This window comes from Nitrospirota bacterium (genome assembly GCA_015233895.1).
In the GTDB taxonomy this organism is placed as follows: Bacteria; Nitrospirota; Thermodesulfovibrionia; order Thermodesulfovibrionales; family Magnetobacteriaceae; genus Magnetomonas.
Map to the genome: position 1 here is coordinate 276999 of JADFXG010000002.1, position 25531 is coordinate 302529.

The window sequence follows — 25531 nt, forward strand, 5'->3', positions numbered from 1 at the left end:
AAATACGTTAGCGCTATTTTTTACGATAGCTTCTGCGGCTTTAAATCGTATGCCTTTATTCTTTTAACAACATCTTTTCCTATCTCCCGTATTTCTACCGCTGTTGTCACATCCTCACCGAGATACATTCTGAGGCCGCAAATCAGCGGTTCATACAAATTGGCATGGGGCGACTCCGTAATCATTTCAAGTGCCTCCTTTGCACATCCCACAGCAGCAAGCCCTGTTGCTAACTCTATTGTGTCATCAATTTTTTTCTCGACACGGTCATTATTTTCAATCCATTTTTTGGCTGGCACCAAAGCCTCTTTCCCTCTGTTTAATTTGCAAAGAATACATGCCAGTGTATGCTGTGATCCCGTATCGTTAGAATCAATTGTGACAGCTTCGTTTATGTATGCTAATGCCTTAACAATTAAGATACTGTTGTTTGACTTATAGAAATCCCAGGCAATTCCATTTAGTAGTTCTGCATTATCGGGCAACTCTTTAGTTGAATCTTCAGCAAATTTAACTGCATCGTCTGCTCTATTGGTTTTTAATAGTAAATTGAGCAGCACATTCTTAAATAAAATCTCTTCAGGCTTTATTTCAATAGCTTTCAGATAAGCTTTTTCAGCCACCTCATATTGTTTAAAAGCTTCCATAATTGAACCATATAAAAGCCATAAATATAGTAAATTAGGACCTTTTGTAAGTAATTCCTCAAATCCATTTCTAATGTTTTTTATATCATCATCGGTATAATTACCTTCTTTCAACTTTTTATCAGCTTCATCTATCAAACTCAGCGCGGTATCAAATGGGTGTTCAAATGAAGATGTAGTTTCAACCAATTGCTTTAAAGAAGCCGTCATGTTAGGATGTTTAAAGAAATATTTGGGTGTATTTTCAATCATCTTTTTTCTCATACCCTCTGGTAATACTTTTAAAATAGCCTCGTAGGCACTAAAATGGTCGTCACAATATTCTAAATCTTTTTGACAGGCCTCTGATGCAATATTACGGACTATTTTTAGAAGGTCCTCAGGATAATAAAAGCTGACCATAAAATCTACTACTGCTTTAATACGGCTTGAGGAATCCCCATGTTTACGCATTAGAAAATATATGTTATACATACGTTCCGCCACATAATATAGCTTAGTTTTTTCCCTTATTTTTGTAATCACAGCGCCGCGCTCGGCAAGTCTGTTAAGCAGGGCGCTTGTCTTATTTACGTCAAGCCGAGCCGCATCCGCTATTTTTCTTGCCGGTGATTCGTTCCAAAGGTCAAGCATCGCCAGATATACCTTCCGCTCAACAGGCGCAAGCGCATCCAGATGGCTCTTAAAATATTCAGTGTGGTCATCAACAAGACGGATGAGATCCGTCATAAGCTGCCGAAAAGACATTTTACCGGCAAATGAGGATATTATCGTAAGAAGCCGCGGGCTCCCTCCAGTAAGTATCTGAATCGGCCTTATCCGGTCATCTTTGGGTTCTTCTCCTGTGATGTTTAGCCATATTTCGCGGCACTCATCGTCACTGAGAGGGCGTAGCTCATGGATTTTAAAAAGCTCAAACATCGCTTTGTCATGATTTTCAATTTCATCAAAACGCCGGGTTGCTGAGGCTATCATCATAATGCGTGGCTCATTTAATAAGGTGTGCCGGAGCGCCCAACCGTCACTGTCGTTGCACTGTTCCCCAAGCAGCATGTTAAGATTTTCAACAACCAGCATTATGCGCTTACCCTCAGTATCGGCAAGATCCAAAATCTGAGCCAATGTCCGCATTTGCAGCCGTTTGTCATCCTTTTCTTTTTTTAACTCATCATACGTGCGCTGCCAATTATCGTCTTTTAGCTGAATAGCCAACCGGTGCACCGCCTCAAGCCAAAACTCGCCAATTGATGTTACCTCATAGCTTTCCTCAGAAAACACCAACGGATACCAGAGCTTTGAAAGCTCCGGGTCTTTTCGTATCTCAGCCGCAACTCTTAGCAAAAGGGTCGTCTTGCCGCTTCCCCTTTGCCCCACAACAAGAACATGCTGGTTGGAATCAGCCGTGTTTTCTCTGACTATGTTAAGCAATATTTTGAAATCAACATTCCGTGCTACAAAACTCTGAATAAGTTCCTCATCGGTAAGAAACGCTGGGTTATATTTCATATATTGTCTTGACATCTTAACCCTCTCTTTTTAGAATTGGCTGATAGAACGGATATTTTTTCTTGTACCATTCACGCATTATCTTAGAGATAAAAACATACCCGTCATTTGACAATCTAAAATATCCATCATGCAGGAATACTGCTATTATTTGTTGCAGAACGTCTTGAATACTCATTCCTTCAAAGCGGCTTGTATCGTGTTCGTGCTTTTTCTGAAATGCAGCAAGCAGCTCATTATTCAGAGTTCCGCTTATTGCCGTCTCTGCCAGCATCTCTATCGCTAACGAAAGCATATCGGGCCCAAGTACCATTTTTAACCTCTCCTCATAATGAATTAATTCTGAGTACCCCCTGGTTCCAAGCATATCCTCTTTATATACGGTATCTATATCTTGAATTTCCACATCCACGTTCTCTGTTCTCTCACAACGTTCATGGATATAAGCAAAAAACATCTGCACGTGGTGTGGAATACAACAGCCGAGGCGTTCTACAATCGCTCTTTCAGCAGAGTCTTTATAAATAACGCCATATTGGCTGGCTAGTGCACTGAGGCAGCCAATAGCCGCATTGTCATCCCATGGTTTTAGTTCAAAGCGATAAAAATTATTCAAGGTTGCACTAAGCTTAGCTTGATTCAGAATTGGCTCAAGTCCGATGCTTCCTGAAATCACGATTCTAATTGTTCCTTGATACTCAATGCTTTTTTTTCTAAGCCACGACATAAATTCATTTACATTATTCCTTCTTTCAGGAGTTACCACAAAATCCCCGCCTTTGAGCATATTACTAATCATAATAGGCACCTCATCCATCAGTAAAACTACAGGTTTATCAGCAGACTTAAGAATTTTAAACAGACGGTCTCCTTTTTGAGACCAATTACCTTGAGTTAAACCATCACGCAGCGACACTTCTTGTCCAAGCAGTTTAACACTGTTTATAACACCTGTAATTTTGCTTACGACATTTAAAAATATCTCTTCAACCTTATCCCATATATTTTTATGAGGTCTAGTAGCCATACTCATTTCAAAAATGGCATCGGCAGCATCTTTTGCACCTTGCAAATCAATAAAAAGAAGTGAATATTTATCTTTTAGACGAAGTGCCATCTCTTTCATAAGACTTGTTTTGCCAATACGTCTCTGGGCGACAATCAGCATATGTGCGCCCTCTTGCAGTTTCGTTTCAAACAACTCTGCTTCCTTCTCACGATCCCAGAAGCGATCACCGGTAACAAAATTACCACTTGCCTGTATTAGCTTCCTCTCCAAGCTCAAACCTCCCAAACGTTAATATAGCAACAATTCCGATGCCAGCGTCTTTGTTGCCATCATACACGTTGCCAATTATTTTATTGCCAACATATCTGTTTTAAGAGTATCATTTATAAAAAAACTTGTCAAGAGGTTTTTTTTAATTTTTTAATTTGAACATCTGTTTATACCGAGTTGCACTCAGAAAAAAATTTAACCACTGATGGACACAGATACACACAGATAAATTAAATAATCATAATCTGTGTTCATTCGTGTTTATCTGTGGTTTATTCGTTTTTGTTAATCTACTTTTTTGACGGCTAATTGGTATTAGTGGGCGGAGCTCGTCTCTCCTCAAGGGGAATCCCCTATAATACTTTTTAAGCGGCAGAACGCCGATTAAAAAAATCTTTCATCTGGGCAGCCACAGGGGGCAGCCCCTACACATAATGATAATCGCTGATAGTAAACCGAGGAGTCAAGGGGAAATCATTTCCCCTTGCAGGTAGGGGTTTAAGGGGAAGGACGGCGTCCTTCCCCTTACTACTTTCTCTCCCTTATCTAATTAGCCCAGACGTTTTCTTTTTTATAGGTTTTCCATCTGTTATGAATCCAGAGGTACTGTTCCGGGTACTCTCTTATGATAATTTCCATTGCTTTTGTAACTTCTCCGGTAATCCGGTGTATTTCGGCTTTTTCGCTGTTAAAGCCGCTTAGAGGAAAGATGGGGTCGCTTACAAATCCAGTAAATTCTCCATTTCCTTGCCGCACACAAGCGCACACTACTATGGGTTTTTTATACATCACCGAGAGTATCGCAGGAACTGGCGTTGCCGTTGCCTTTCTGCCAAAATAATCCACACTGATTCCCTTTGATGTGCTTTGGTCAGGGAGCATTCCAATTGATTTACCGCGCCTCAGTGTCTCCTGAAGCTTAAACATTGCGTTGGTTTTAGCTATAAATATCTGACCGGTTTCTGTGCGCCGGGAGTAGAATAATTTTTCAAGATACGGATTATCAAGAGGCCGTGCCACAACTACCAGATTAATACCCACAATGGCGCTTACGTGAGGCAAAAGTTCCCAGTTACCGATGTGAGGAGTTAAAAATATGCAACCACCATTTGAGTCATGCAGGGTTTTTGCTTTTTTAAATAGTTCCTCTATGTGGGCTGTTCTTCTGTGAGCTTTTCTAAAAGCTTCAGTGGTTTTAAAAGTGCTCTGGTTTTTTATCATTTCAAGAAAAGACATGATAAAAGAGCGGCAGCTTTCCCGTGCAATCCTTGCCACCTCTTGTTGTGTTTTTTCCGGAAAAGCACAAGATATATTATTAAGGGCAATGGTTTTTCTTTTTGGCACAAGTGAAAAGAGCATATCGCCTAAAATTCTTCCTAAAACCCTGATTCCCCAGTTTGGTAAAAGTCCGGCCAACGTAAAAAGCACAACGACAGCGTAGTATTCTAAAAGCCACTTGAGTTTAGATTTTTTTTTTGCCATTTTTAGTAAAAAACATCTACATTTTTTTTAGTCTTTCCGATATATAAGCAATAAGAGTATTTATGCCCTCGTGTGTAACGGCTGAAACCGGGAAAAAAGGAATTTCGTTACTTCGGCAAAAGTCTGCTAAGAGTTCAGTTTGTTTGCCATCGCCTTCAACATCAATCTTAGAAGCCGCTACGAGCTGTGGTTTTTGTGAAAGCTCAACGCTATAGAGGGAAAGTTCACGGTTAAGTTTTTCATAAGCCACTATCGGATCTTCTGCAACCTCCTGAGAGACGTCAATCATGTGAATCAGCAGTTTTGACCTTTGAGCGTGTCTCAGAAACTGTAACCCTAAACCAGCACCGTTATGAGCGCCCTCGATGATTCCCGGAATATCTGCCACAATGAAACTTGAGTAATCGTTGAGTTTTACGACTCCCAGATTTGGCACCAATGTTGTGAAAGGGTATGGGGCTATTTTTGCATGTGAGGCGGTTATTGAGGAAATCAACGTGGATTTACCGGCATTAGGCATACCAATGATACCAACGTCAGCGATGAGTTTTAGTTCCAGAGTTATGTTGGCCTCCTCTCCGCCCTCACCTGGCTGTGCAAATTTAGGAGCTTGAAACGTAGAGGATTTAAAATGAGCATTTCCTTTACCGCCTCTGCCGCCTTTTAAGATTACAGCCTGCATACCGTCCTCGGTTAAATCGGCCAGGGTCTCACCCGTATCAAAATTTTTAATTACCGTGCCGACAGGGACATCTATGATCACATCAGGGCTGTCGTAGCCATGTTTATCTTTTCCCATGCCATGGCCGCCGCGTTTAACGGCGTAATGTTTTTTGTATTTGTGGTCTAGGAGGGTGTTTAGATGAGTTACGGCTCTAAAAACAATATCGCCGCCTTTACCGCCGTCTCCACCGTCAGGGCCGCCACGGGGTTTAAACTTCTCTCTGCAAAAACTCACACATCCGGCTCCGCCAGCCCCAGCCTTACAGTAAATAGTTACAAGATCAACAAATTTCACGATTTACCATAGATACGAAACTGCCCGGCTTGATGTGTTATGGCTGTTAGGTAAAAAAAACCATCACAAAAGATCGGTATTTTAAGCCTGAGCTTGAAGTACCGGATAAACGCTCACTTTGGTTCTGGTTTTATCTTTTCGTTCAAACTTAACGACGCCTGTGATTTTAGCAAAAAGGGTGTCATCAGAGCCGATTCCGACATTAGAGCCGGGATGAAGTTTTGTCCCCCGCTGTCTGACAAGAATACTGCCGGCTGTGACGGCCTGTCCGCCATAGCGCTTGACTCCAAGCCGCTTTGCCTTACTATCTCTCCCGTTTCGTGTGCTTCCCACACCTTTCTTATGTGCCATTGTGATTAGCCTCCGATTATCTCATTAATTTTTATCTTTGTGAAATGCTGTCTGTGGACGTGAAGTTTCCGGGTGGCTTTTCGTGGCTGCATTTTAAATACGGCAACTTTTTTGGTTTTACCCTTTCCCAGTATCTCAGCCTTTACGGAAACACCTTCAAGATACGGTTTACCGACCAATAATTTTGTACCGTCAAAAAACGCCAGCACTTTATCTATTGTCACAGAGTCACCAACAGCGTTTTCCAGTCTGTCCACTCTCAAAGTCTCATCGGGCGACACTCTCACCTGCTTGCCCCCTGTTAACACTATCGCATACATCAGCTTATTCCTCCAAAATCTTAGTTATTCTCTACACATAAATTGTAGTTTATATAATTTAGATTAGGTTTGTCAAATGCAAAAAAAATATACAGTTTAATTATAAAAATCCCTTTTCTGTCCCGATATTTCAACATCGAAGGCATGACCCCATGCACCCCATCTTTCTATTTACATGTTAAGTCCTACCCGTTCCTTATAAATATGGCGATGTCGCCATTAGTCATCACTGGTGATCATCAATTGTTTCTTCAAAAAATTTCATATCCAAACGACTAATGGCATCTGAGCTAAATTTATCTCTATCTACTTGCTCAATGTATATTTTCTCCATGGAAACATTCTCCCTGGATGTCTTGACATTTTTCCCATCGTTGCGTTTGACTATCCTCACACCGGTAAGGTAATTCGAACTTTCGGATACAGACTTTACAGTTATATGATCCCTATAAACAAAGTCAAAACCAATAAGAAAAAACCTCCCAGTATCCGGCTCATACCGAAAACGATAGGTATAAGAAGTGAGTTCTCTAGATCCATTTTCTTGTTCAACTACAAGAACACCTTTGGTTATTCTTACATTTGCGGGAGCAAAGCCTCCATAGAATAATCCTCCACACATAGGGCATTGCAATAATTTATAGTTGACAGCGGCACGGCGCAACTTACCGTTTTTATTTCCGAGCACAATAACGAGTGCTCTCTGTCGTTCATCGTCTTCTTTGTCAGATTGTTTCTCTATTAGTTTTAAAGCATAATCTTTTATAGAATCACCGTTTAAATCACCCGCTACTTTCTCTTCGATTTTCCATCCAGGTGAAACAAAGTTGTTAACGCTACCGGCCTCAACCGGTAATTGTGATTGGCCTTTGCTAACCCCTTCCTGTTGGGCAAAGGACGGGGATGGCAGAAATAATAACAGGGTACAAAACAAAAGAGTCAACATCTGAAACATAAAAAAGCCTCCCTCTTAAAAATAACCTTATACAGAGTTGCGTTCAAAGATATAAATAAAATACTGGATTCCTGCCTTCGCAGGAATGACAGGATAAGAACCACCCCTTTGTCATCCCGCACCGCCCTTTGTCATCCCGCACTTGTTGCGGGATCCAGTCCTTTTTCTCCACCATTACATTATATTACCTTTTTGGCAGCAACTTGGTATTACTTAGCTTATTATAACACGTTTAGGTATTATTAAAGATGAGATTAAAGTAGGATTGCTGCATTAGCATTACAAATCAATATTTATAAATTGGAGGGGGGCAGGGGACGTCATGGGGGTTGTCCCCCGCCCTTTGGGAAGACCTTAAAGTTTTATAATTTATCTTCTTTCTGTTTCCTTATAAATGTTGGAATATCCATGTCATCATCGTAGTTCATTAAGTCTGTTGTTGGAATTTTATCTTCTTTTGAAAAATCAAACAAATTCTTAGACAGAATCCTGTCTGCGCTCCTTGTATAAACCCGCTCTTTTTCCACAGGGGTTTTCCACCTGTGCATCTCAGGCATTGCTGTAATCTTGTTTTCTTTCTTTTCCTCAAAACCTGTAGCTATTACAGTTACTTTTACCTCACCGTTGAGGTTAGGGTCAATTACTGCTCCAAATATAATGTCAGCCTCATCGTGTGCCGAATCGAACACCAGCTCCGATGCCCCCTGTACGGCATCCAGAGATAAATCCGTTCCTCCGGTTATGTTGATTAGAATTCCGCGTGCTCCATCTATTGAGGTCTCCTCAAGCAGCGGATTTGAAATAGCCTTTTTTGCGGCCTCTATGTGTCCCTGTTCACCTTTTCCCTTTCCTATCCCCATGACTGCCTTACCAGAGTACTGCATTATCGTCTTAACATCGGCAAAGTCTAAATTAATTAGTCCCGGCACAAGGATTAAATCGGTAATTCCCTGAACAGCATCTCTTAATACATCGTTAGCGATTTCAAATGATTTGATAAGTGAGGTACCCTTTTCAACAACCAGTTGAATCTTATCGTTTGGTATCACTATGGTGGTATCAACAAACTGGTTTAGTTCTTTAATACCGGTTGCAGCATTACCAAGGCGTTTACGTCCTTCATAAAAAAACGGTTTAGTCACAACCGCTACCGTAAGAGCTCCCAGCGATCTTGCAATTTCTGCTATCACAGGGGCCGCTCCGGTTCCCGTGCCGCCTCCCATCCCACCTGTTACAAACACCATATCGGCGCCCTCAAGAATCTCCCGTATCCTTTCGCTGTCTTCAAGAGCGGCCTCTCTGCCCACCTGAGGGTTTGACCCCGCTCCCAAACCCCTCGTTATCTTTGTACCTATCTGAAGTCTGTTTTCAGCTATTGATGAGTTCAGCACCTGTGCATCCGTGTTGATTGCTATAAACTCAACGTTACGCAAAGACGAGGCTATCATGTTGTTTATGGCATTGCCGCCTGCCCCTCCCACGCCTACCACTTTGATATTGGCTTTACCGTCGGTACTCTCCACCAATTCAAACATACTGTATCCCTCCTTTTATATTTATTCTCAATTTAGTCTGAAAAACTTTCCCATTAATCCTCGGAACCAACGTTTCATGCCTCTTGCATCCCCTGTCAGGTTATCGGCAGAAGACATCTCATAAGTGTTCTTATGTGCATAGTAAAGAAGTCCCATAAGTGTTGAAAAAACAGGATTTTGTACCTTGTCTATTACATCTTTACCCTCAGGGACTCCTATCCTTACAGGTATGTTAAGCAGAGACTGCACGTGAGCTTCAAATCCCTTCATCTGCGACACCCCTCCGGTTATAACCACTCTGAGGTGTCCTGTTTCAACTCCGGCAAGCTTTCTCATCTCATCTGAAATTATGCCAATTAACTCCTCACTCCTGTCTATGATTATTTTGGTTATAAAAGATTTGGCAACCTTTTTCTCACCGCGGCCAGATACTCCTATAAGTATGGACTCATCCTCATAGTCCTCCGGAAATGCCGGCATCCCATACGCTTTCTTTATTTTTTCCGCCTCAGCCGAGGACACTCCAAGCCCTACGGCCAGATCGTTTGTAAACTGATTGCCGGCTATGTCTAAAACAGTTGCACCATAAAACCGGTTATTTTTAAAAAAAGCCACATCACTGGTTCCCCCCCCTATATCTATCAGAAAAACTCCCAGCTCCAGCTCATCCTCTCTTAGCACTGCCATCGAGGACACTATCGGTGTGTAAACCAGCTCTGCCACACTGAGCCCCGCCATCTCGCAACACTTTAAAAGGTTGTGAATTGAGTTTGTCGCTGCTGTCACTATTTCCACATTTGCCTCAAAACACGTCCCCTTCATCCCGTGTGGATTATAAATTTCCGTTTCACCATCCACATTGTAACCCAAAGGGATTACGTGAAGAATCTCTTTGTCAAGCGGAACGTAAATTGTCTGCGCATTTTCTAAACAATCGTTTATATCGCGCACTGTGACAACTCCGTTTGATAAAACAACAGCGCCTGTGCTCCTCATTGTTTTTATGTAACTGTCCGATATGCCAACATATACATCTTTTATCTCAACACCAGAAATCTCAGTCGCCCGGCGCACTGATTCCTTTATTGCAGCAAGTGTGCTGTCTATGTCAACGATTACCCCTTTGCGCACTCCCTGCGATGCAACCGTACTTACTGCTATTATTTCCAGCGAGTCACGTCTTGCCTCTGCCACCATTGTGCTGATTTTGGTTGTTCCAATATCAAGACACGCTAAAAAAATTGTCCCTGCCACTACTTCTCTCCCTTTAATGGCTTCACAATCAATCTGTGTGAAAATCTCAGGTCTATGTATTCCACAGGAATATTTCTCTTTACTATTTCATCTTTTAACGATAAGTAGCTTGTCAGCTTCTTGTCAAAATCACCAAATCCAACATACACCGGAACCCCATTAATACGGATTGATATATCCTCCGGCCTGGTTCCGTCAATCTCCTCTACCAGTCCCTTCATTTTGGGATTTTTACTTATTGCAGACGATAGCTTTATTGCCTCAAGATATGCCTTTTTATTTGAACCTGTTATCTTTATAACAGGCAACTCATCAGGTTTTCTGCCAAGCTTCTGAAGTTTAATTCCATCTTCATCCACAAGGTAAATTACATCACTGTCAAGGGCTGCCGCTACTGGAACTTTTTCAATCACCCGTATTGCAAGTGAATGTGGAAGCTCTTTCCTCATATAGACTTTTTTCACCCACGGGGAGGCAAAAAGACGTTTTGACAGGTTATCCATATCTGCAGTCACTATGCTCTGTCCGCTAACATTTAAAAGTCTGTTTATCTCTGAGTCTTCTACATGGTTATTCCCTTCTATATAAAGATTTTTAATCATTAAAGACTCTGCTTTTGTCAGCCTGAAAAACCCTATCCCTGATAGTACTGATACCGCACAGACCACAATAAGCACAAGGATAAGTTTTGCCGGTACCTTCGCTCTTTCCTGTTTTACAGTCTGCTTTTTTAACCTTACCCTTGTTTGCATCGAGTTAGTTCATCCTTTAAGTTATCAGTTCCCTGCGTACATGTGGCTATGTTTATTAAGCGCTTCCAGGAGCATCTGTTCTATCAACTCTAAAAAAGAGTACCCGGCAGTTTTTGCTATCTTTGGCACAAGAGACGTTTCAGTCATTCCGGGAAGAGTGTTAACCTCCAGCACAAACACTGTATCAGTTTGCAGCTCATAGATAGTATCAATGCGGGCAACCCCACTGCATCCCAAAGCCTCATACGCTTTAAGTGAAGCTTCTGATAACTTCTCATACTGCACTTGTGTCAGCTCTGGCGGCAAAATGTAACGAGTGTCACCGCTTACGTACTTGGCCTCGTAGTCATATATTTCTCCTTTTGGCCTAACCTCAACCGCACCCAGCACCCTGCTGTTTAGCACAGCCATATGAATCTCTTTACCAGTAATAAATTTCTCGATAATTGACACCGCGCCATAACTAAAACAACGGTTTGATGCTTGCTTAAGTTCATCTATGCTTTTAACAAGGCTCACTCCAACACTTGAGCCCTCGGCACTTGGCTTAATAACCAGGGGGAGAGCTATAGGCATCGTGTTTATGAGCTCATCAAGCTCTTCTTGTCTGAAAATAACACATGGCGGGACTCTAAGCCCTGCAGCAATAAAAATTCTCTTAGACATCACCTTATCCATAGCTATTGCTGAGGCAAGCACACCGGAGCCAGTGTACGGATTGCCCATAACGTCAAGAAGGCCCTGAATGCCGCCGTTTTCTCCCCATCCGCCATGAAGCGCTATGAAAACCACATCAGGACTCAGGTCCCTCAGTTTCACTGCAACATCACGCATGGCGTCAACCTCATGAAAATTGTACCCAGCAGCCCTCAGTGCTTCACTCACTGCTTTTGCACTTTTTATGGAAATCTCACGCTCCGATGACTCGCCGCCCATAAGCACAGCTATTGTCTTATTTTTCAACTCTTCTTTCATTAACCCTGGCTTACAAACTCCTCTCCTATTTTCCACACATCACCGGCACCAAATGTTACCAGTGTGTCACCCTCAGTTGTCTCCTTACTGAGAGTGTCCGAAAGACCCTCACCCTTTCCCACATAGACTACATCAACCCCCCTTGCCCGCAGCTTTTCAGCCAACACCTGAGAGGTTGCACCCTCAATCGGTCTTTCACCGGCAGAATAGATATCCAGAAGATAAAGCCTGGAGGCCTCCGAAAAGCAGCCCGCAAACTCATCCATCAAATCCGCTGTCCTTGAATATCTGTGGGGTTGAAACACAACAATAAGCCTCTTCTCCACGTGGTGCTTTATTCCGTTTATTGTTGCTTTAATTTCTGTAGGATGATGCCCGTAATCGTCAAAAACCCTTACGCCTGCCTTGTGTCCTTTAAACTCCATTCGGCGCTTTATGCCGGAAAAAGTGCTTAGAGCAACACTACTAACCTCGTGAGGAATGTTTAGGAATGATGAGGCAGCAAGTGCCGCCAGTGTGTTTAGCACGTTATGTTTACCGGAGAGATTAATTGTAAATGTTCCCTTTGATACACCATCAGCTATGAGTTCAAATTCGGTTTTTTGAAAGCCATATTTTATGTTTATAGCGGAAAAGTCCGCTTTCTCTGTTAACCCATAAGTGACATACTTTCTGTTAACATTGGGCAGAATGTCTGCAATGTTGGGATCATCATAGCAGACCACACCTAATCCGTAAAAAGGCACTTTATTAAGAAAATTTATATACGCCGTCTTTAGATTATCCATATTGGAGTAGAAATCCATGTGCTCTCTGTCAATGTTAGTACATATTGCCACTGTGGGATTTAGTTTAAGAAACGAGCCATCACTTTCATCCGCTTCAGCAACAAAAAACTCCCCCTTTCCAACACGTGAATTACTGTTTGTGTCATTGAGTTTTCCGCCAAGCACAACAGTGGGGTCAGAGCCTGATTTAATCAAAATACCGGCAAGCAGCGAGGTCGTTGTTGTCTTACCGTGAGAGCCGGCAACAAGAATACCGTATTTAAGCCGCCCAATTTCAGCCAACATCTCTGCCCGCGGGATTACTGGAATTGAGCGTTTCTTTGCCTCCTCTACCTCAGGGTTGGCTCCATTGACTGCCGATGTTACAACCACAACGTGGGCACTGTCCACATTTTCGGCCTTATGCCCAATGTACACCTTTATGCCCTCACTGATAAGCACATCGGTTGTCGCTGAGGATTTTATATCAGAACCTGTAACGTCATAGTTAAGGTGCTTAAGCACACGCGCTATACCGCTCATTCCAATTCCGCCTATTCCCACAAAGTGGATTACTCTGTATCGGTTAAGCATCTCGCCTCATACTCCTGATTTATAAGTAATGTTTTATCTTTTATTAAAAGCAGTGATACGCAGACGACTTTCCTTGCTGCCTCCGGTCTGCCAAAAGACATGCTTTCACGCTTCAGACGGTTTCTCATGTTTTCATCCATGTAGAGTTTCTTTATATGCTCAGCTAAAACCCTGCCGTTTAACTCCTCGTCCTTAATCATAATGGCTGCACCGCTTACGGAAAGGCGTGAGGCGTTTACCTCCTGGTGAGATGCTGTTGCGTATGGAAACGGCACAAGGATTGCAGGCATTCCCAAAGCGGTAATCTCGGCAAGCGTTGTAGCCCCGGCTCTGCACACTATCATATCGCAAGCGGCATAGGCCTCAGGCATGTTGTAAATGAATGGAGCCACAGTGCCCATCATTCCCCAGTTCTGATACACGGAGCGTACCTGCTCATAGTCCTTGTCCCCTGTCTGATGTAAAAACTGTATCCTGTCTTTATAGGGCAGAAGATGCTCAAGGGCATCCATGGCAGCCTTGTTTAAACTTCTGGCGCCAAGTGAGCCGCCAAATATAAACACTGTGAACATGTTGTCTTTAAGAGAGAATTTAAGCGCTCCCTCTTGTTTTCCCACCTTAAGGATTTTCTCACGTACCGGGTTTCCTGTAAGAACGGTTTTACTTTTTGGGAAAAACGACAAAGAGCTTTCATAAGTTATGCAGATTTTTTGTGCTAGCTTTGACAACATACGGTTGGCAACGCCGGGAATCGAGTTCTGTTCATGTATGACAACAGGAATGGACAGAAAAAAAGCTGCCACAACCGGAATAAACGAGGCATAGCCTCCGGTTCCTATCATAAGTTCCGGATTGAGTTTTTTTAAAAAAGAGTACGCCTCAAAAAACGATACGATTGTCCAATACAGAGCTCTTATTTTTTTATATATTGAGACGCCGACAAACCCCTCGGTTCTTAAGAGCTTTACATAATACTTCTCTGCAGGCAGCACCCTTGCCTCTATCCCCTTATGTGTGCCCATAAAAACTATTTCAACATCATCGAGCCGCTTTTTTATTTCCTCAGCGATTGCAATGCCTGGGTACAAATGCCCTCCCGTGCCTCCGCCGGCTATGACGACTTTATGTTTTCCACTTGACATCAGATAACATCCTCCCTTTTTGTCTCATAATTTTTTCTCTCATGCCGGAGTAGCTTTCTACTTGAGGATTAGCCACAGGCATATACTCCTCGCTGTCACCCTTAGCAATGTTAAGCAAAATTCCAACCTCTATAAGGTTCATTATCATAGAGGTCCCGCCGTAACTTATAAATGGCAGCGGAAGCCCCTTGGTAGGCAAAAGCCCGGTCACTACCGACAGATTCAGCACAGCCTGAACCCCTATAAGTATTGTAATCCCGGTTGACAAGTAGTACAGATACGGTTCCCTTTGCCGAACGGCTATAAGTACCCCACGGATAAACAGAACAATAAACAGAGTGACTACAATAGTCGCCCCTATAAAACCAATCTCCTCGCCCACTATGGAAAATATGAAGTCTGTCTTTGCCTCAGGTAAAAAGAACAATTTCTGCGTGCTTTTTCCAATACCCAGCCCTCTAAGCCCACCGTTACCAAAAGCCACAAAGGACTGAATGAGCTGGAACCCGGTGTTTTTTTCATCAGCCCACGGGTCTAAAAACACCATAATACGCTGCAAGCGATACGGTTTCATAATCAGTTTTATGACCACCGGAATAAGTAATACCCCCAGCGATAGTATGAATTTAAGTCTGACCCGAGCAGCAAAAAGAAGTGAAAACGTTATAATGCCAAGGATAACACTTGAACCAAAGTCCGGCTGAAGGAGCAACAGTCCCTGAAGCAACCCCATGACGCCAATAGGTATTAAAAATAACTTAAAACTATCGGGATCAAAACTCTTACCGGAAAGATATCTGGCAAGAAAAACAATCAGTGCAGGCTTTGCCAGCTCAGAGGGTTGAAATGTAAAATGTGCTATCCGTATCCACCTTCTAGCGCCGTTTACGGTAAGCCCAATAAACGGCATTTTAACTGCGACAAGTAAAAGAGCAGCAAGCCCTATAAGCATAAACGCCGTCTTTTTAAGAGCTCCAAGATGAAGCTTATAAAACACCGTCATAAGCACAATGCCAAGCAGCTCAGATACCATATGCTTTTTCAGGTATCTCAGGTCTATAAGCGAGGAGGAGGCGCTGGAAACAGCTGCTGCCCCGCCTTTTGCGGGCGCAACTATAGATGTAGTGCTATAGACCATAACAGCGCCTATAAACACAAGCATCATGGTTGTTATCAAAAGCACTCTGTCAAATTGCTTTGTCTTAACTGACCGTGTTTCGTCCATTATTTTCCAATTGTTACAGTATTCATAATTTTATGAAACAAGACTGAGAACTGCTTCTTTAAACACCCGCCCTCTTTCCTCAAAATCCTTAAACATATCGAAACTTGCACAAGCCGGAGACAATAAGACCACATCTCCGCCATTGGCTAATCTCTTTGAGCACTTTGCAGCCTCATACATATCACCGGCAAAATGAACCTCAGTAACATCCCCTAACGCCTCTTTTAATTTATTTCGTGCCTCACCTATTAAAACAAGAGCCTTAACCCTTTCCTTAACAAGGGTCCTGAGGGGCAAATAATCCCCCGACTTATCCCTCCCGCCAGCTATCAGCACTATCGGCTCACTAAAACTCTCCAGCGATTTAACTACAGACCACACGTTTGTACCTTTTGAGTCATTAAAATACTTCACGCCGTCAATCTCTGTGACAAGTTCAAGCCTGTGTTCCAGTCCTTTGAATGAAATGAGAGTGTTCCAAATATCTTTGACCTTACAGCCGCTGACAAGAGCCATGAGGGCTGCTGCCATTGCATTTTCTATATTGTGGCCACCTTTAATCCCAAAGTTTGCTGTGTTAAACGTAAACGGGCTGGTGCTGTCATCAGTGCCATCCACAAGCTCCGGACAGAGGATTTCAAGTTCTGGAATGTTGAAGTAAATCACTCCGTCTTTATAAAAAGCTCCTCTTACACGTTCCTTACGGCTAAAGTACAACACGTCAGGACCATTTTTCCCCACCCGTTGTGCTAAACCACTTGTAAGAGGATCATCGGCATTTAATATAAGAAAATTCATAGCATCCTGGTTTAGAAAAATCCGTGCCTTGGCATTCACATAATCATCCATAGTTTCATGTCTGTCCAGATGGTCAGGCGTTATGTTTAATACAGCTGAAACCTTTGGTTTAAACTTATCTATTGATTCCAGCTGAAAACTTGACACCTCAGTGACTATATAATCAGGGCTTACAAATTCTCTGGGTTTTTCAAAGTTTTTGACAATTTTACTGATTTCCTCAGTGATTGCCATGCCAATGTTGCCGCCGATTATGGTTTTAAACCCGCTATTTCGTAGTATTTCGTATAGCAAAGTTGTGGTTGTGGATTTCCCGTTTGTGCCTGTTATTGCTAAATACGCAGCAGCGCCAACCTTTCTTAGTTCCTCTAAAACCAGATACGCAAGCTCAAGCTCTCCTATTATTCTTACCCCTTTGGCTTTAGCCCGCTTAAGAGACGGGATATTTAACGGTACCCCCGGACTCACTATAACAATATCAAACGATGTGAAAACATCCTCATCAAAACTGCCGCACTTCATGTCCACCTGTGGATCAAGTTTTTGAATGAAGCTCTTTAGCTCCTCACATGGTTTTGCATCAAATACTGTAACCTTTGCCCCCAGCCTTGTACAGAGATTTGCAGCCCCCACTCCACTTCTGGCCAAACCTACAACAGCCGCTGCCTTATCTCTGAAGTCCTTATACATTGTTGTCATCCTATTATACCCCCTACTCCTCTCTGTCCATCCGTCAGTAAGCAACAGGCTTGCATTTAGGGTCAGTTGAAGCTACGTCAAAGACCCTGCCTTTTCTCACCTTAGAGACTTTAGTTGTCTTTTTAGCCACTATATAGCACTTTGCTTTTGAGGCGTGTTTGTTCGCAGCTTTGTTGTTTTCACCCCTTAATGACTTTGCTTTGTTGTGTTTCAAACCGGCTTTTGCCGTAAACTTTTCTCTTTTGTGGGCAACCTTAGATTTATGAGTGCCGGTACCTTTTGCATAAAGTTTCTTCTGTGTATATTTGACTGACAATACTGTGCCTTTATTACTCCGTGCTCCGGAATAACTTCTGGCAACTTTTGCTATTTTTAATTCCTTAGTATTTTTATGGGCAGTATAGTGTCCGTGTTTGGTTTTTGACGCCTTAGAATAATTGTAGTGATGCTTGCTTTCAAATTTTTTTGATTTCGCCTCGCTTCTGTCGTTACTAAAGTGTATTTCAGGTTTAGTGTGTGACTCTGATATATTATAGCCTTTATTAAGAACAGTCTCGGCACTCCTCCACAGATTTGACCTCTGAGAGTCTCCAAGCACGGCAGCAACAAACGTGTTTTCGCCGTGTTCGGCTGCAAATGCCAGACAATGCCGTGCCGCTCTGGTGTAGCCTGTTTTTCCGCCAAGTAAGTCCTCGTCTCTCCACAGGAGTTTGTTTGTATTTGTCAGAGAGGCAGTTGAGCCGTCAATTGAAACAACGGTTTTAGTTTTTTTATTAATTATATTTTTTATAACCGGATACTGAAGAGACTCCCTCATGATAATGGCAAGGTCATAGGCAGTTATATACTGTCCCTGCCCTGGAAGGCCATGCGGATTAATATATCTGGTATTATTAGCGCCTATTCTTTTGGCCTTTCTATTCATGAGATTAACAAATGCTCCCTCAGAGCCGCTAACCGCCTCGGCTAAGGCAACCGCAGCGCCATTAACCGATTTCATAAGCATAATGTGCAGCAAATCGCCTATGTAGTATCTGTCACCCTCATGCAGTTCCACAGTGCCACTACTCAGTTCCGCAGCATTAGCAGATATAGTTGTCACATCCCCTACGTCCAGATTATCCAACACAACCATGGCGGTAACAAGCTTTGACGTGCTTGCCGGCGGCTGTTTAAGAAGCGGATTTTTAGCATACAACACCTGTTCTGTGTCTGTGTCCATGATGACTGCACTTCGTGCAGTTATATCGGTTGCACCTGAAACTGAGCACAGTAGAAAAGTTATCAATAAAGCCGCTACAAATTCAAAACTACGCAAAATGTGTAAAAAATTCCTACTCCTTTTCATTTTGTCACCTCAATTTAATAGTAGTTAAACTTAGCAATGCAAGCATAAAACCAACAATCCAAAACCTGACAACTGTTTTTGGTTCCAACCAGCCTTTTAGTTCAAAGTGGTGGTGTATGGGAGCCATCCTGAAGATTCTCTTACCGGTTAACTTAAATGATCCTACCTGCAAGATTACAGATATTGTTTCTATCACAAAAATCCCGCCAACAAGCACCAGAACAATCTCATGCTTTGTTAGTGTGGCTAAGGTGCCAAGAGCACCACCCAATCCAAGAGAGCCTACATCTCCCATAAAAACCTCAGCAGGGTACGTGTTATACCACAAAAACCCCAGCGAAGCACCAAATATAGCTCCACAGCAGACCGTAAGCTCACCAATTCCGTTTATGTAAATCACCTGCAGGTACTGTGCAAGCCCTGCATGGCCGGATATATAGACAAGTACGCCAGTTGCAAAAACCGCTATCGCAACAAGCCCTGAGGCAAGACCGTCTAAGCCGTCTGTCAGGTTTACCGCATTTGATGAGCCCACAATTACAAACACACTGAAAGGAATATAAAATATCCCAAAATCAAAAAGCCATTTCTTAAAAAAAGGTATTATCAGGTCGGTACTGTAGGGGTCTGACACGTTTAAGTACTGAATGACGGCAACGACCAACGCAATAGCTATCTGAAGGCCAAACTTGTACTTTGCCCTGAGCCCCTTTGCGTTACGCTTTGAGACCTTTAGGTAATCATCCCAGAAACCAATTGCACTGAAACATATTGTGGAAACCAGTAAAATCAAAACGTGCCTGTTTGACAAGTTGCCCCAAAGCAAAACAGAGACTACTGTTGATATTATTATCAACACCCCTCCCATCGTAGGTGTACCTGCTTTACTGAGATGGCTTTGCGGTCCGTCATTGCGGATCTGTTGCGTAAGACTGATTCGCTTAAGAAATCTGATAGTCTCTGGGGCAAGCAAAAACGTTATTGCCATTGATGTGATAATTGCCACTGCCGTTCTGAAAGTTATATAGCGAAATACATTAAACGGCGATACGTAATCGCGAAACGCATATAGCAGGTAATAAAGCATTAGTTTATAACTCCCTCCATTTTCAGTGCTCTTGAACCCTTGATAAGTACGGTATCTCCTTGTGCAACGACTGTGTTTAAAATTTCTGCTGCTGCTTTGGCATTATCAGCTTTGTAGGCGGCCCCTGAACTTTCACCTTTTTGGTACTCATCTGAGGCTAATCCCATAAGTTTGCCAACTGCAATGAAAACGTCAATTCCCTTAAGGCTCAATAACTGTCCCAGCTCCCTGTGAAACTTCTCGCTCTCAGCGCCAAGCTCAAGCATATCACCAAGCACTGCCACCGTGCGCCCACTTTTTAATCTGCAAAGCTCCTCTACGGCAGCCTTAGTTGACGCAGGGTTTGAGTTATAGAGGTCTTTTATCAAAAGCATCCCGTCTCTTCTTTCTATTTCAAGACGCAGCGGAACTCCTGAAAACTCACTTACTGCCTCTGTCATATCGTCCTTGTTTAAACCAAGTTTAAAGCCGGCTGAGAGAGCAGAAAGTGCATTGTGAACGTTAAAAACTCCCGCGATGTTTGTTATCAGAGCCTTAATGTCTCCATCAGGAAAAACCACTCTTGCTGAAAACCCTGTGCCATCTGTAAGACTCTCCACGTTCTCTGCCCGCATCGCACAGTGGCTACCAAATCCATACGTCAGTAGTTCTCTTTTTAGTGTGTTGTTTTTCCTTATTACCTCCTCCATTAGATAGTTGTCATCGCCATTAACAATCATAGTGGAGGCAAAATCCATAAGCTCAAGCTTAGTCTTTCTAAGAGTTTCCATATCTCCAAAGCCCTCAAGATGGCCTGCCCCCAGGTTTGTCACAATCCCAATGTCGGGGCGCGCAATGTTACACAAAAGCTCAATGTCTCCCGCCACACTTGCTCCCATCTCTAGCACCGCTGCGCTTTCGTCATTAAGTTTACTTAAAGACAATGGAAGCCCTATGTGATTATTAAAATTTCCCATGGTCTTAAATACGTTGTAGCCTGTTGAAAGCACCTTGTACAAAAGTTCCTTTGTCGTAGTCTTGCCGTTTGTACCTGTTATGGCTATAACGGGAATTTTTTTTGACGCTCTTACATATGCCCCAAGTGATTGAAGTGCTTTAAGAGTATCCTCCACAAAAACAACCACAGTTCCCTTTGGGGGCTTAACACCACCCCTTGAGCATAAACAGCAGCAGGCCTTACCGAGAGCTGTTTCTATGAAGTCATGGCCATCAACGTTATTGCCCTTAAGGGGCACAAAGAGCTCATGCGTTTTAAGGGTGCGTGAGTCTATTGAAGCGCCGCTTAACAGTAGTTCTTTAGTTGAGTTATCAGATAAAACCTTACCGCCTGTGGCTTTGACTATATCATCAACTGTAAACACTATGCTTTTTTAATCCTTTTCCTTTAATAATTTCTTTAATATCTTTGAAGCTGTCTCTTTATCACTAAAGGGATGCTGAACACCTTTGATTTCCTGATAAGGCTCATGTCCTTTCCCTGCAATAACAACCGCATCTCCGGCACCTGCCATATATATAGCATCACGTATAGCCTTTGCCCTGTCTGGCTCCACACTATAACCCTCTGCAGCGCCCTCCTCTATTTGTTTAATTATATCCAGCGGCTCCTCATATCTGGGATTGTCTGATGTAATGATTGCGAAATCACTAAGGGATGTTGCCACAGCGCCCATAATCGGACGCTTACCCTTGTCACGGTTACCACCGCAGCCAAAAACCGTTATAATTTTCCCCGGAACTATTTTCCTTACGTTTTCAAGCAGATTTTTCAAAGCATCATCCGTGTGCGCATAGTCAATAATTACGTTAAAATCCTGCCCCTCGTCTATAGGTTCAAATCTGCCAGTAACGATCTTTAAGTTGTATATGCCGGCAAGTATGTCATTGAAGGGGATACCCAGAGAGAGAGCTGTAGAAAATGCGGCAAGAATATTATATACATTTATGAGACCTCTCAGGTTTGAGGCAGTCTTATAATACTTACCATCTGAGGATACTGTAAATTCAAGTCCTGACATAGAGAGGTTTATATCTGTTGCCCTTACATCGGCATCAGCATTTAAACCATAAGTAATCATCCGTCCGGGGTGCTGCGTGAATAACCTCCTGCCGTACGGATCATCTGTGTTTATAATGGCCGTGCCGGTTGGTTTAACCAGCTCAGTAAAGAGTCTCATCTTGGCGTTATAATAGTCATCCATGTCTTTGTGGTAATCGAGATGGTCTCTGGTCAGATTAGTAAACACAGCTGTGTCAAACTCAACCCCGTCAACCCGCCTTTGCGAAAGAGCATGAGAGGAGACCTCCGTAACCACGTGCGTACATCCGGCTTTATACATCTCACTTAGATACATTTGAAACTCTGGGGACTCAGGAGTTGTGTGTCCTGCCGTATGGACTTTATCTTTAATCATGTAGGCAACAGTGCCGATAAGTCCGACATCTTTAGCGTTAGCCTCAAGTATGGATTTCAGGATGTAAGAAGTGGATGTCTTGCCGTTTGTACCTGTTATTCCTGTTAGATTAAGATGTGTGGAGGGGTCGCCATAGTGATTGGCTGAGATATACCCCAGTGCAAGCCTTACATCCTCAACCCTGACAAAGAGAACATCTTTGCCGCTATACGGCTCAATGTTAACATCATCTTCGTAGATAACAGAGCTGGCTCCATTTTTTACAGCATCGGCTATATAATTGTGGCCATCTGAGTGTTCACCCTTTATAGCGAAAAACATATTGCCCGGCTGTACTTTCCTTGAATCATAAGTAACGCCGTTAGCTGTCCGTGTAAGATTGCCGTCAATCTCACGCACCTTTATCCTGCCAAGCACCTCACTGATATTCATCAAATATGTCCTCTTTCCTCAGTTTAATTTAAAATACCCGCCATATTGCTACCCTTATCCACAACCAGGACATTCTTTTTAATCATGTCCTCACGCGGCACATTTAAGTAGGTAAGAGCCTTCTCAGCGATATTTTTAAACACCGGTGCAGCTACAAGACCGCCATAAATTTCACCCCTTGGTTTCCATACAACTACTACCATTGCAAAGGCTGGCTTTTCAGCCGGTACAAAACCAACAAAGGAGCCTATGAAATCTGTGGATGAGTAGCGTCCAATGCTTCTGTCATACATTTGAGCTGTACCTGTTTTGCCTGCCACACGGTTACCAACCACCTCTGCGTACTTTGCAGTACCACCCTCCTGGGTAACCATCATAAGCGCACGGGTTACTATATCCACCACGCGTTTTGACACTATCTGGGGTCCTGGCTCAGGCTTGTTAATTTCTGAAAACGTACCGTCTTCTGTTATAGAACCTTTTACCACATGCGGATGTACCTTGTACCCGCCATTAGCTATAACAGAGTAGGCGGTCACTATCTGAAGCGGAGTCACGCCAACCTCTTGTCCTATTGGCATTGCCCCTATTGAGACTCCTGACCATCTTTCAGGACTTTTAACCAGCCCTGAGACCTCACCGGGCAAATCAATGCCTGTCTTGTCTCCAAAACCAAACTTCTTAATATACTTATAAAGCCGCTGCTTGCCAAGTCTTTCAGCAAGTTTTATTGTTCCTACATTAGAGGACTTCTGGATGACTTCCATAAAAGTTAACACCCCGTGCGGATGGGCGTCTTTTATGATTTTCCCGCCAACTTCAATCCCTCCACCGCTACAATCTATTTTTTCGTCCTCGCGGGCAAGTTTCTCTTCAAGCACTCCTGAGGCTGTTACAATTTTAAATGTTGACCCGGGCTCATAGACATCTGTTACAGCGCGGTTTCTTCTGGATGCCGGGCTGGTTTTGACAGGATTATTAGGATCATATGTCGGTCTGTTAGAGATGGCTAAAATCTCTCCGGTAAACGGGTTCATCATAACTACTGTGGCAGCCACAGCCCGCCACTTTTTCATTGCCTCGTCCAGTTCCTTTTCCACTATGTACTGGAGCCCTTCATCAATTGTCAGCACTATACTGTTGCCGAAGTTCTCAGCGTCATCCTCGGAATAAAACCTGTTACCGCGGGCATCCCGCTGAACAGCGTACTTTCCACCCTCTCCGGTCAGCTCCTTATCATACTTAGCCTCAACGCCCTCAAGCCCCTTATTGTCAAGATTGACAAAGCCAATAATGTGGGAGGCAAGAGAACCAAGCGTGTAGGACCGCTTTGCCTCCGGCGTTATCCCTATGCCGCCAATTCTCAGGTTTTCCACCTTTGCTATTTCCTCAAGAGTGATTTTCCGTTTAATCCAGAAAAAGTTCTTGCTGCTCTTAAGCTGTCCGGATAACTCATTTGTGCTAACATCAATCATCTTAGCAAGCTGATACAGCTTTTCCTCGTTGCCGCCAAAGTTGGCCCTGTCCAGATATACTGAACCCCGCTCAAGGTTTGCAACAAGCCGTCTTCCTTTTCTATCAAAAATCATACCTCTTCTTACCTGAATGTCAACCTCGGCAATTCTCTGATTTGCCGACTTCTTGACAAACTTATCGTGATTTAGCACCATAAGGTCAAATAGCCGCCCCACGACAGCTAAGAAACCAAGCGCTATCAAAATAAATACAAAATATACTCTCTTACCCATAGAGAGAGTGCCTCTTAATAGAGGACTAAATCCTTTCTTTTACGTAAAAAACCTTGTTTCTGTCAGGAAAATCAAAACCCATCTTTTTTATAGCCACATTGTCTATTGAGGCTATAGAAAGAAGATTATCTCTGGCAGCAATGAGATTTCTCTGCTCTTTAACAAGCACTGCTTTCCTGTGCTGAAGCACTCCCATTCTGTACTCGAGTGATTTAATGCTGGAGCGCAGCCACACCATATAAAAAACACTAATAACTATTAAACCTATTGCCGCTGCTGACAGAAAATGTCTAAAAACCGAACCTCTAATTTCAGATATCATAGCTTGATTCCTCCTCTGAGTTTGGCTGACCTTGCAGCAGGATTTTCCTTTATTTCCTGAGCTTGTGCCATTACCGGTTTTTTTGTTAGAACAGCCATACGTCCCTCTGTTTTACTCTCTGCCAAAAACCTCTTAACTATACGGTCCTCAAGTGAGTGGTAAGAAATCACACAAAGCCGTCCACCTGGATTTAACACATCCCGTGCTCCCAAAAGCCCATTTTTTAAAGAGTTAAGCTCATCGTTTACATAGATTCTGAGAGCTTGAAATGTCCTTGTGGCAGGATGGACCTTTCCCCTTCCGCCATAAACGTCTAAGACAATTTGCGAAAGTTCACGGCAAGTCCTGATTTTTCTGATACGCCTTGTTTTAACAATCGCATCGGCGATTTTCACACAGAGTGGTTCTTCACCAAAATTTTTTAAAATCTCCTCAAGTTCTTTCTTATTCAGGGTGTTTACTACCTCTTGCGCACTTTTGCCCTGAGTTATGTCCATTCTCATGTCAAGCGGATATTCAGAGTCAAAACTAAAACCGCGCTCGTGGTTTTTTACCTGAAACATTGACATACCTAAGTCAAAGAGCACTCCGTCAACACCTGTTAAACCAAGGCCCTCAACGACATCACGAATGCGGGAAAAATTTTCCTTTACGAATTGTACAGGTTTCCCTGTGAGCCGCTCAGCTGCCTGCTTTTGAGCCTCAATGTCTTTATCAAGGGCTATTAATCTGCCGCCGGTCAGTACATTTACTATCTCCAGGGCATGACCTCCGGTTCCCACAGTCCCGTCAACGTACACCCCATTTCTTTGTACGTTTAGCATCCCCATGACCTCTGCCGCCATAACCGGCCTGTGAATAACCATTGTATTATATTCATC

22 protein-coding genes are annotated in these 25531 nt (G+C 43.0%); all 22 read right to left on the reverse strand.

The window, feature by feature from the left end; translation table 11 throughout:
- Nucleotides 1–20 precede the first annotated feature (20 nt).
- Nucleotides 21–2168, reverse strand: coding sequence for an AAA family ATPase (locus HQK88_03440; protein ID MBF0615855.1), 2148 nt, complete (start codon nt 2166–2168; stop codon nt 21–23).
- 1 nt (nt 2169) lies between these two features.
- Complete coding sequence (locus HQK88_03445) at nt 2170–3432, reverse strand: ATP-binding protein (protein MBF0615856.1); 1263 nt, start codon at nt 3430–3432, stop codon at nt 2170–2172.
- A 546-nt stretch (nt 3433–3978) separates the two neighbouring features.
- Entirely contained in the window at nt 3979–4914 is a 936-nt protein-coding gene (locus HQK88_03450; protein ID MBF0615857.1) for a lysophospholipid acyltransferase family protein, read from the reverse strand.
- Between the two features lie 16 nt (nt 4915–4930).
- Nucleotides 4931–5932, reverse strand: a complete 1002-nt coding sequence (gene obgE, locus HQK88_03455) for a GTPase ObgE (protein MBF0615858.1) — start codon at nt 5930–5932, stop codon at nt 4931–4933.
- Nucleotides 5933–6013: 81 nt separating this feature from the next.
- Complete coding sequence (rpmA, locus tag HQK88_03460) at nt 6014–6283, reverse strand: 50S ribosomal protein L27 (GenBank protein MBF0615859.1); 270 nt, start codon at nt 6281–6283, stop codon at nt 6014–6016.
- Nucleotides 6284–6288: 5 nt separating this feature from the next.
- Nucleotides 6289–6603 (reverse strand): 50S ribosomal protein L21, encoded by a 315-nt coding sequence (gene rplU, locus HQK88_03465; protein ID MBF0615860.1) that lies wholly within the window; start codon nt 6601–6603, stop codon nt 6289–6291.
- 226 nt (nt 6604–6829) lie between these two features.
- Nucleotides 6830–7558: a hypothetical protein gene (locus HQK88_03470; GenBank protein MBF0615861.1), complete on the reverse strand. Its 729-nt coding sequence runs from the start codon at nt 7556–7558 to the stop codon at nt 6830–6832.
- A gap of 362 nt (nt 7559–7920) precedes the next feature.
- Nucleotides 7921–9093, reverse strand: coding sequence for a cell division protein FtsZ (ftsZ, locus tag HQK88_03475; GenBank protein MBF0615862.1), 1173 nt, complete (start codon nt 9091–9093; stop codon nt 7921–7923).
- Nucleotides 9094–9120: 27 nt separating this feature from the next.
- The gene (gene ftsA / locus HQK88_03480; protein ID MBF0615863.1) at nt 9121–10347 is read right to left on the reverse strand and encodes a cell division protein FtsA; all 1227 of its coding nucleotides are present in this window, start codon (nt 10345–10347) and stop codon (nt 9121–9123) included.
- Nucleotides 10347–11099 (reverse strand): FtsQ-type POTRA domain-containing protein, encoded by a 753-nt coding sequence (locus tag HQK88_03485; protein MBF0615864.1) that lies wholly within the window; start codon nt 11097–11099, stop codon nt 10347–10349. The genes ftsA and HQK88_03485 overlap by 1 nt, the downstream gene beginning before the upstream one ends.
- A 24-nt stretch (nt 11100–11123) precedes the next feature.
- Entirely contained in the window at nt 11124–12074 is a 951-nt protein-coding gene (locus HQK88_03490) for a D-alanine--D-alanine ligase (protein ID MBF0615865.1), read from the reverse strand.
- On the reverse strand, nt 12074–13435 hold the full coding sequence (locus tag HQK88_03495) for a UDP-N-acetylmuramate--L-alanine ligase (GenBank protein MBF0615866.1): 1362 nt from the start codon (nt 13433–13435) through the stop codon (nt 12074–12076). Before HQK88_03495 ends, HQK88_03490 begins: the two co-directional genes overlap by 1 nt.
- Nucleotides 13414–14577, reverse strand: coding sequence for an undecaprenyldiphospho-muramoylpentapeptide beta-N-acetylglucosaminyltransferase (gene murG / locus HQK88_03500; GenBank protein MBF0615867.1), 1164 nt, complete (start codon nt 14575–14577; stop codon nt 13414–13416). The genes HQK88_03495 and murG overlap by 22 nt, the downstream gene beginning before the upstream one ends.
- Nucleotides 14558–15802, reverse strand: a complete 1245-nt coding sequence (ftsW, locus tag HQK88_03505; GenBank protein MBF0615868.1) for a putative lipid II flippase FtsW — start codon at nt 15800–15802, stop codon at nt 14558–14560. The genes murG and ftsW overlap by 20 nt, the downstream gene beginning before the upstream one ends.
- Nucleotides 15803–15832: 30 nt before the next feature.
- Complete coding sequence (gene murD, locus HQK88_03510) at nt 15833–17299, reverse strand: UDP-N-acetylmuramoyl-L-alanine--D-glutamate ligase (GenBank protein ID MBF0615869.1); 1467 nt, start codon at nt 17297–17299, stop codon at nt 15833–15835.
- A 34-nt stretch (nt 17300–17333) separates the two neighbouring features.
- Nucleotides 17334–18647 (reverse strand): serine hydrolase, encoded by a 1314-nt coding sequence (locus HQK88_03515; GenBank protein ID MBF0615870.1) that lies wholly within the window; start codon nt 18645–18647, stop codon nt 17334–17336.
- Between the two features lie 4 nt (nt 18648–18651).
- The gene (locus HQK88_03520; protein ID MBF0615871.1) at nt 18652–19734 is read right to left on the reverse strand and encodes a phospho-N-acetylmuramoyl-pentapeptide-transferase; all 1083 of its coding nucleotides are present in this window, start codon (nt 19732–19734) and stop codon (nt 18652–18654) included.
- Complete coding sequence (locus tag HQK88_03525; protein MBF0615872.1) at nt 19734–21095, reverse strand: UDP-N-acetylmuramoyl-tripeptide--D-alanyl-D-alanine ligase; 1362 nt, start codon at nt 21093–21095, stop codon at nt 19734–19736. The genes HQK88_03520 and HQK88_03525 overlap by 1 nt, the downstream gene beginning before the upstream one ends.
- A gap of 9 nt (nt 21096–21104) precedes the next feature.
- Entirely contained in the window at nt 21105–22580 is a 1476-nt protein-coding gene (locus HQK88_03530; protein MBF0615873.1) for a UDP-N-acetylmuramoyl-L-alanyl-D-glutamate--2,6-diaminopimelate ligase, read from the reverse strand.
- A gap of 23 nt (nt 22581–22603) precedes the next feature.
- Nucleotides 22604–24328 (reverse strand): penicillin-binding protein 2, encoded by a 1725-nt coding sequence (locus HQK88_03535; GenBank protein ID MBF0615874.1) that lies wholly within the window; start codon nt 24326–24328, stop codon nt 22604–22606.
- Between the two features lie 25 nt (nt 24329–24353).
- Nucleotides 24354–24650 (reverse strand): hypothetical protein, encoded by a 297-nt coding sequence (locus tag HQK88_03540; GenBank protein MBF0615875.1) that lies wholly within the window; start codon nt 24648–24650, stop codon nt 24354–24356.
- A complete protein-coding gene (rsmH, locus tag HQK88_03545) occupies nt 24647–25516 on the reverse strand; it encodes a 16S rRNA (cytosine(1402)-N(4))-methyltransferase RsmH (protein ID MBF0615876.1) in 870 nt (289 codons plus the stop codon). The genes HQK88_03540 and rsmH overlap by 4 nt, the downstream gene beginning before the upstream one ends.
- Nucleotides 25517–25531: the final 15 nt, after the last annotated feature.

Bases quoted from the DNA above. Each gene is read 5' to 3' on its own strand.
- HQK88_03440 (MBF0615855.1), bottom strand. From the start codon at position 2,168: ATGTCAAGACAATATATGAAATATAACCCAGCGTTTCTTACCGATGAG.
- HQK88_03450 (MBF0615857.1), bottom strand. From the start codon at position 4,914: ATGGCAAAAAAAAAATCTAAACTCAAGTGGCTTTTAGAATACTACGCT.
- rpmA (MBF0615859.1), bottom strand. From the start codon at position 6,283: ATGGCACATAAGAAAGGTGTGGGAAGCACACGAAACGGGAGAGATAGT.
- rplU (MBF0615860.1), bottom strand. From the start codon at position 6,603: ATGTATGCGATAGTGTTAACAGGGGGCAAGCAGGTGAGAGTGTCGCCC.
- HQK88_03470 (MBF0615861.1), bottom strand. From the start codon at position 7,558: ATGTTTCAGATGTTGACTCTTTTGTTTTGTACCCTGTTATTATTTCTG.
- ftsZ (MBF0615862.1), bottom strand. From the start codon at position 9,093: ATGTTTGAATTGGTGGAGAGTACCGACGGTAAAGCCAATATCAAAGTG.
- HQK88_03485 (MBF0615864.1), bottom strand. From the start codon at position 11,099: ATGCAAACAAGGGTAAGGTTAAAAAAGCAGACTGTAAAACAGGAAAGA.
- HQK88_03490 (MBF0615865.1), bottom strand. From the start codon at position 12,074: ATGAAAGAAGAGTTGAAAAATAAGACAATAGCTGTGCTTATGGGCGGC.
- HQK88_03495 (MBF0615866.1), bottom strand. From the start codon at position 13,435: ATGCTTAACCGATACAGAGTAATCCACTTTGTGGGAATAGGCGGAATT.
- murG (MBF0615867.1), bottom strand. From the start codon at position 14,577: ATGTCAAGTGGAAAACATAAAGTCGTCATAGCCGGCGGAGGCACGGGA.
- ftsW (MBF0615868.1), bottom strand. From the start codon at position 15,802: ATGGACGAAACACGGTCAGTTAAGACAAAGCAATTTGACAGAGTGCTT.
- murD (MBF0615869.1), bottom strand. From the start codon at position 17,299: ATGACAACAATGTATAAGGACTTCAGAGATAAGGCAGCGGCTGTTGTA.
- HQK88_03515 (MBF0615870.1), bottom strand. From the start codon at position 18,647: ATGAAAAGGAGTAGGAATTTTTTACACATTTTGCGTAGTTTTGAATTT.
- HQK88_03520 (MBF0615871.1), bottom strand. From the start codon at position 19,734: ATGCTTTATTACCTGCTATATGCGTTTCGCGATTACGTATCGCCGTTT.
- HQK88_03530 (MBF0615873.1), bottom strand. From the start codon at position 22,580: ATGAATATCAGTGAGGTGCTTGGCAGGATAAAGGTGCGTGAGATTGAC.
- HQK88_03535 (MBF0615874.1), bottom strand. From the start codon at position 24,328: ATGGGTAAGAGAGTATATTTTGTATTTATTTTGATAGCGCTTGGTTTC.
- HQK88_03540 (MBF0615875.1), bottom strand. From the start codon at position 24,650: ATGATATCTGAAATTAGAGGTTCGGTTTTTAGACATTTTCTGTCAGCA.
- rsmH (MBF0615876.1), bottom strand. From the start codon at position 25,516: ATGGTTATTCACAGGCCGGTTATGGCGGCAGAGGTCATGGGGATGCTA.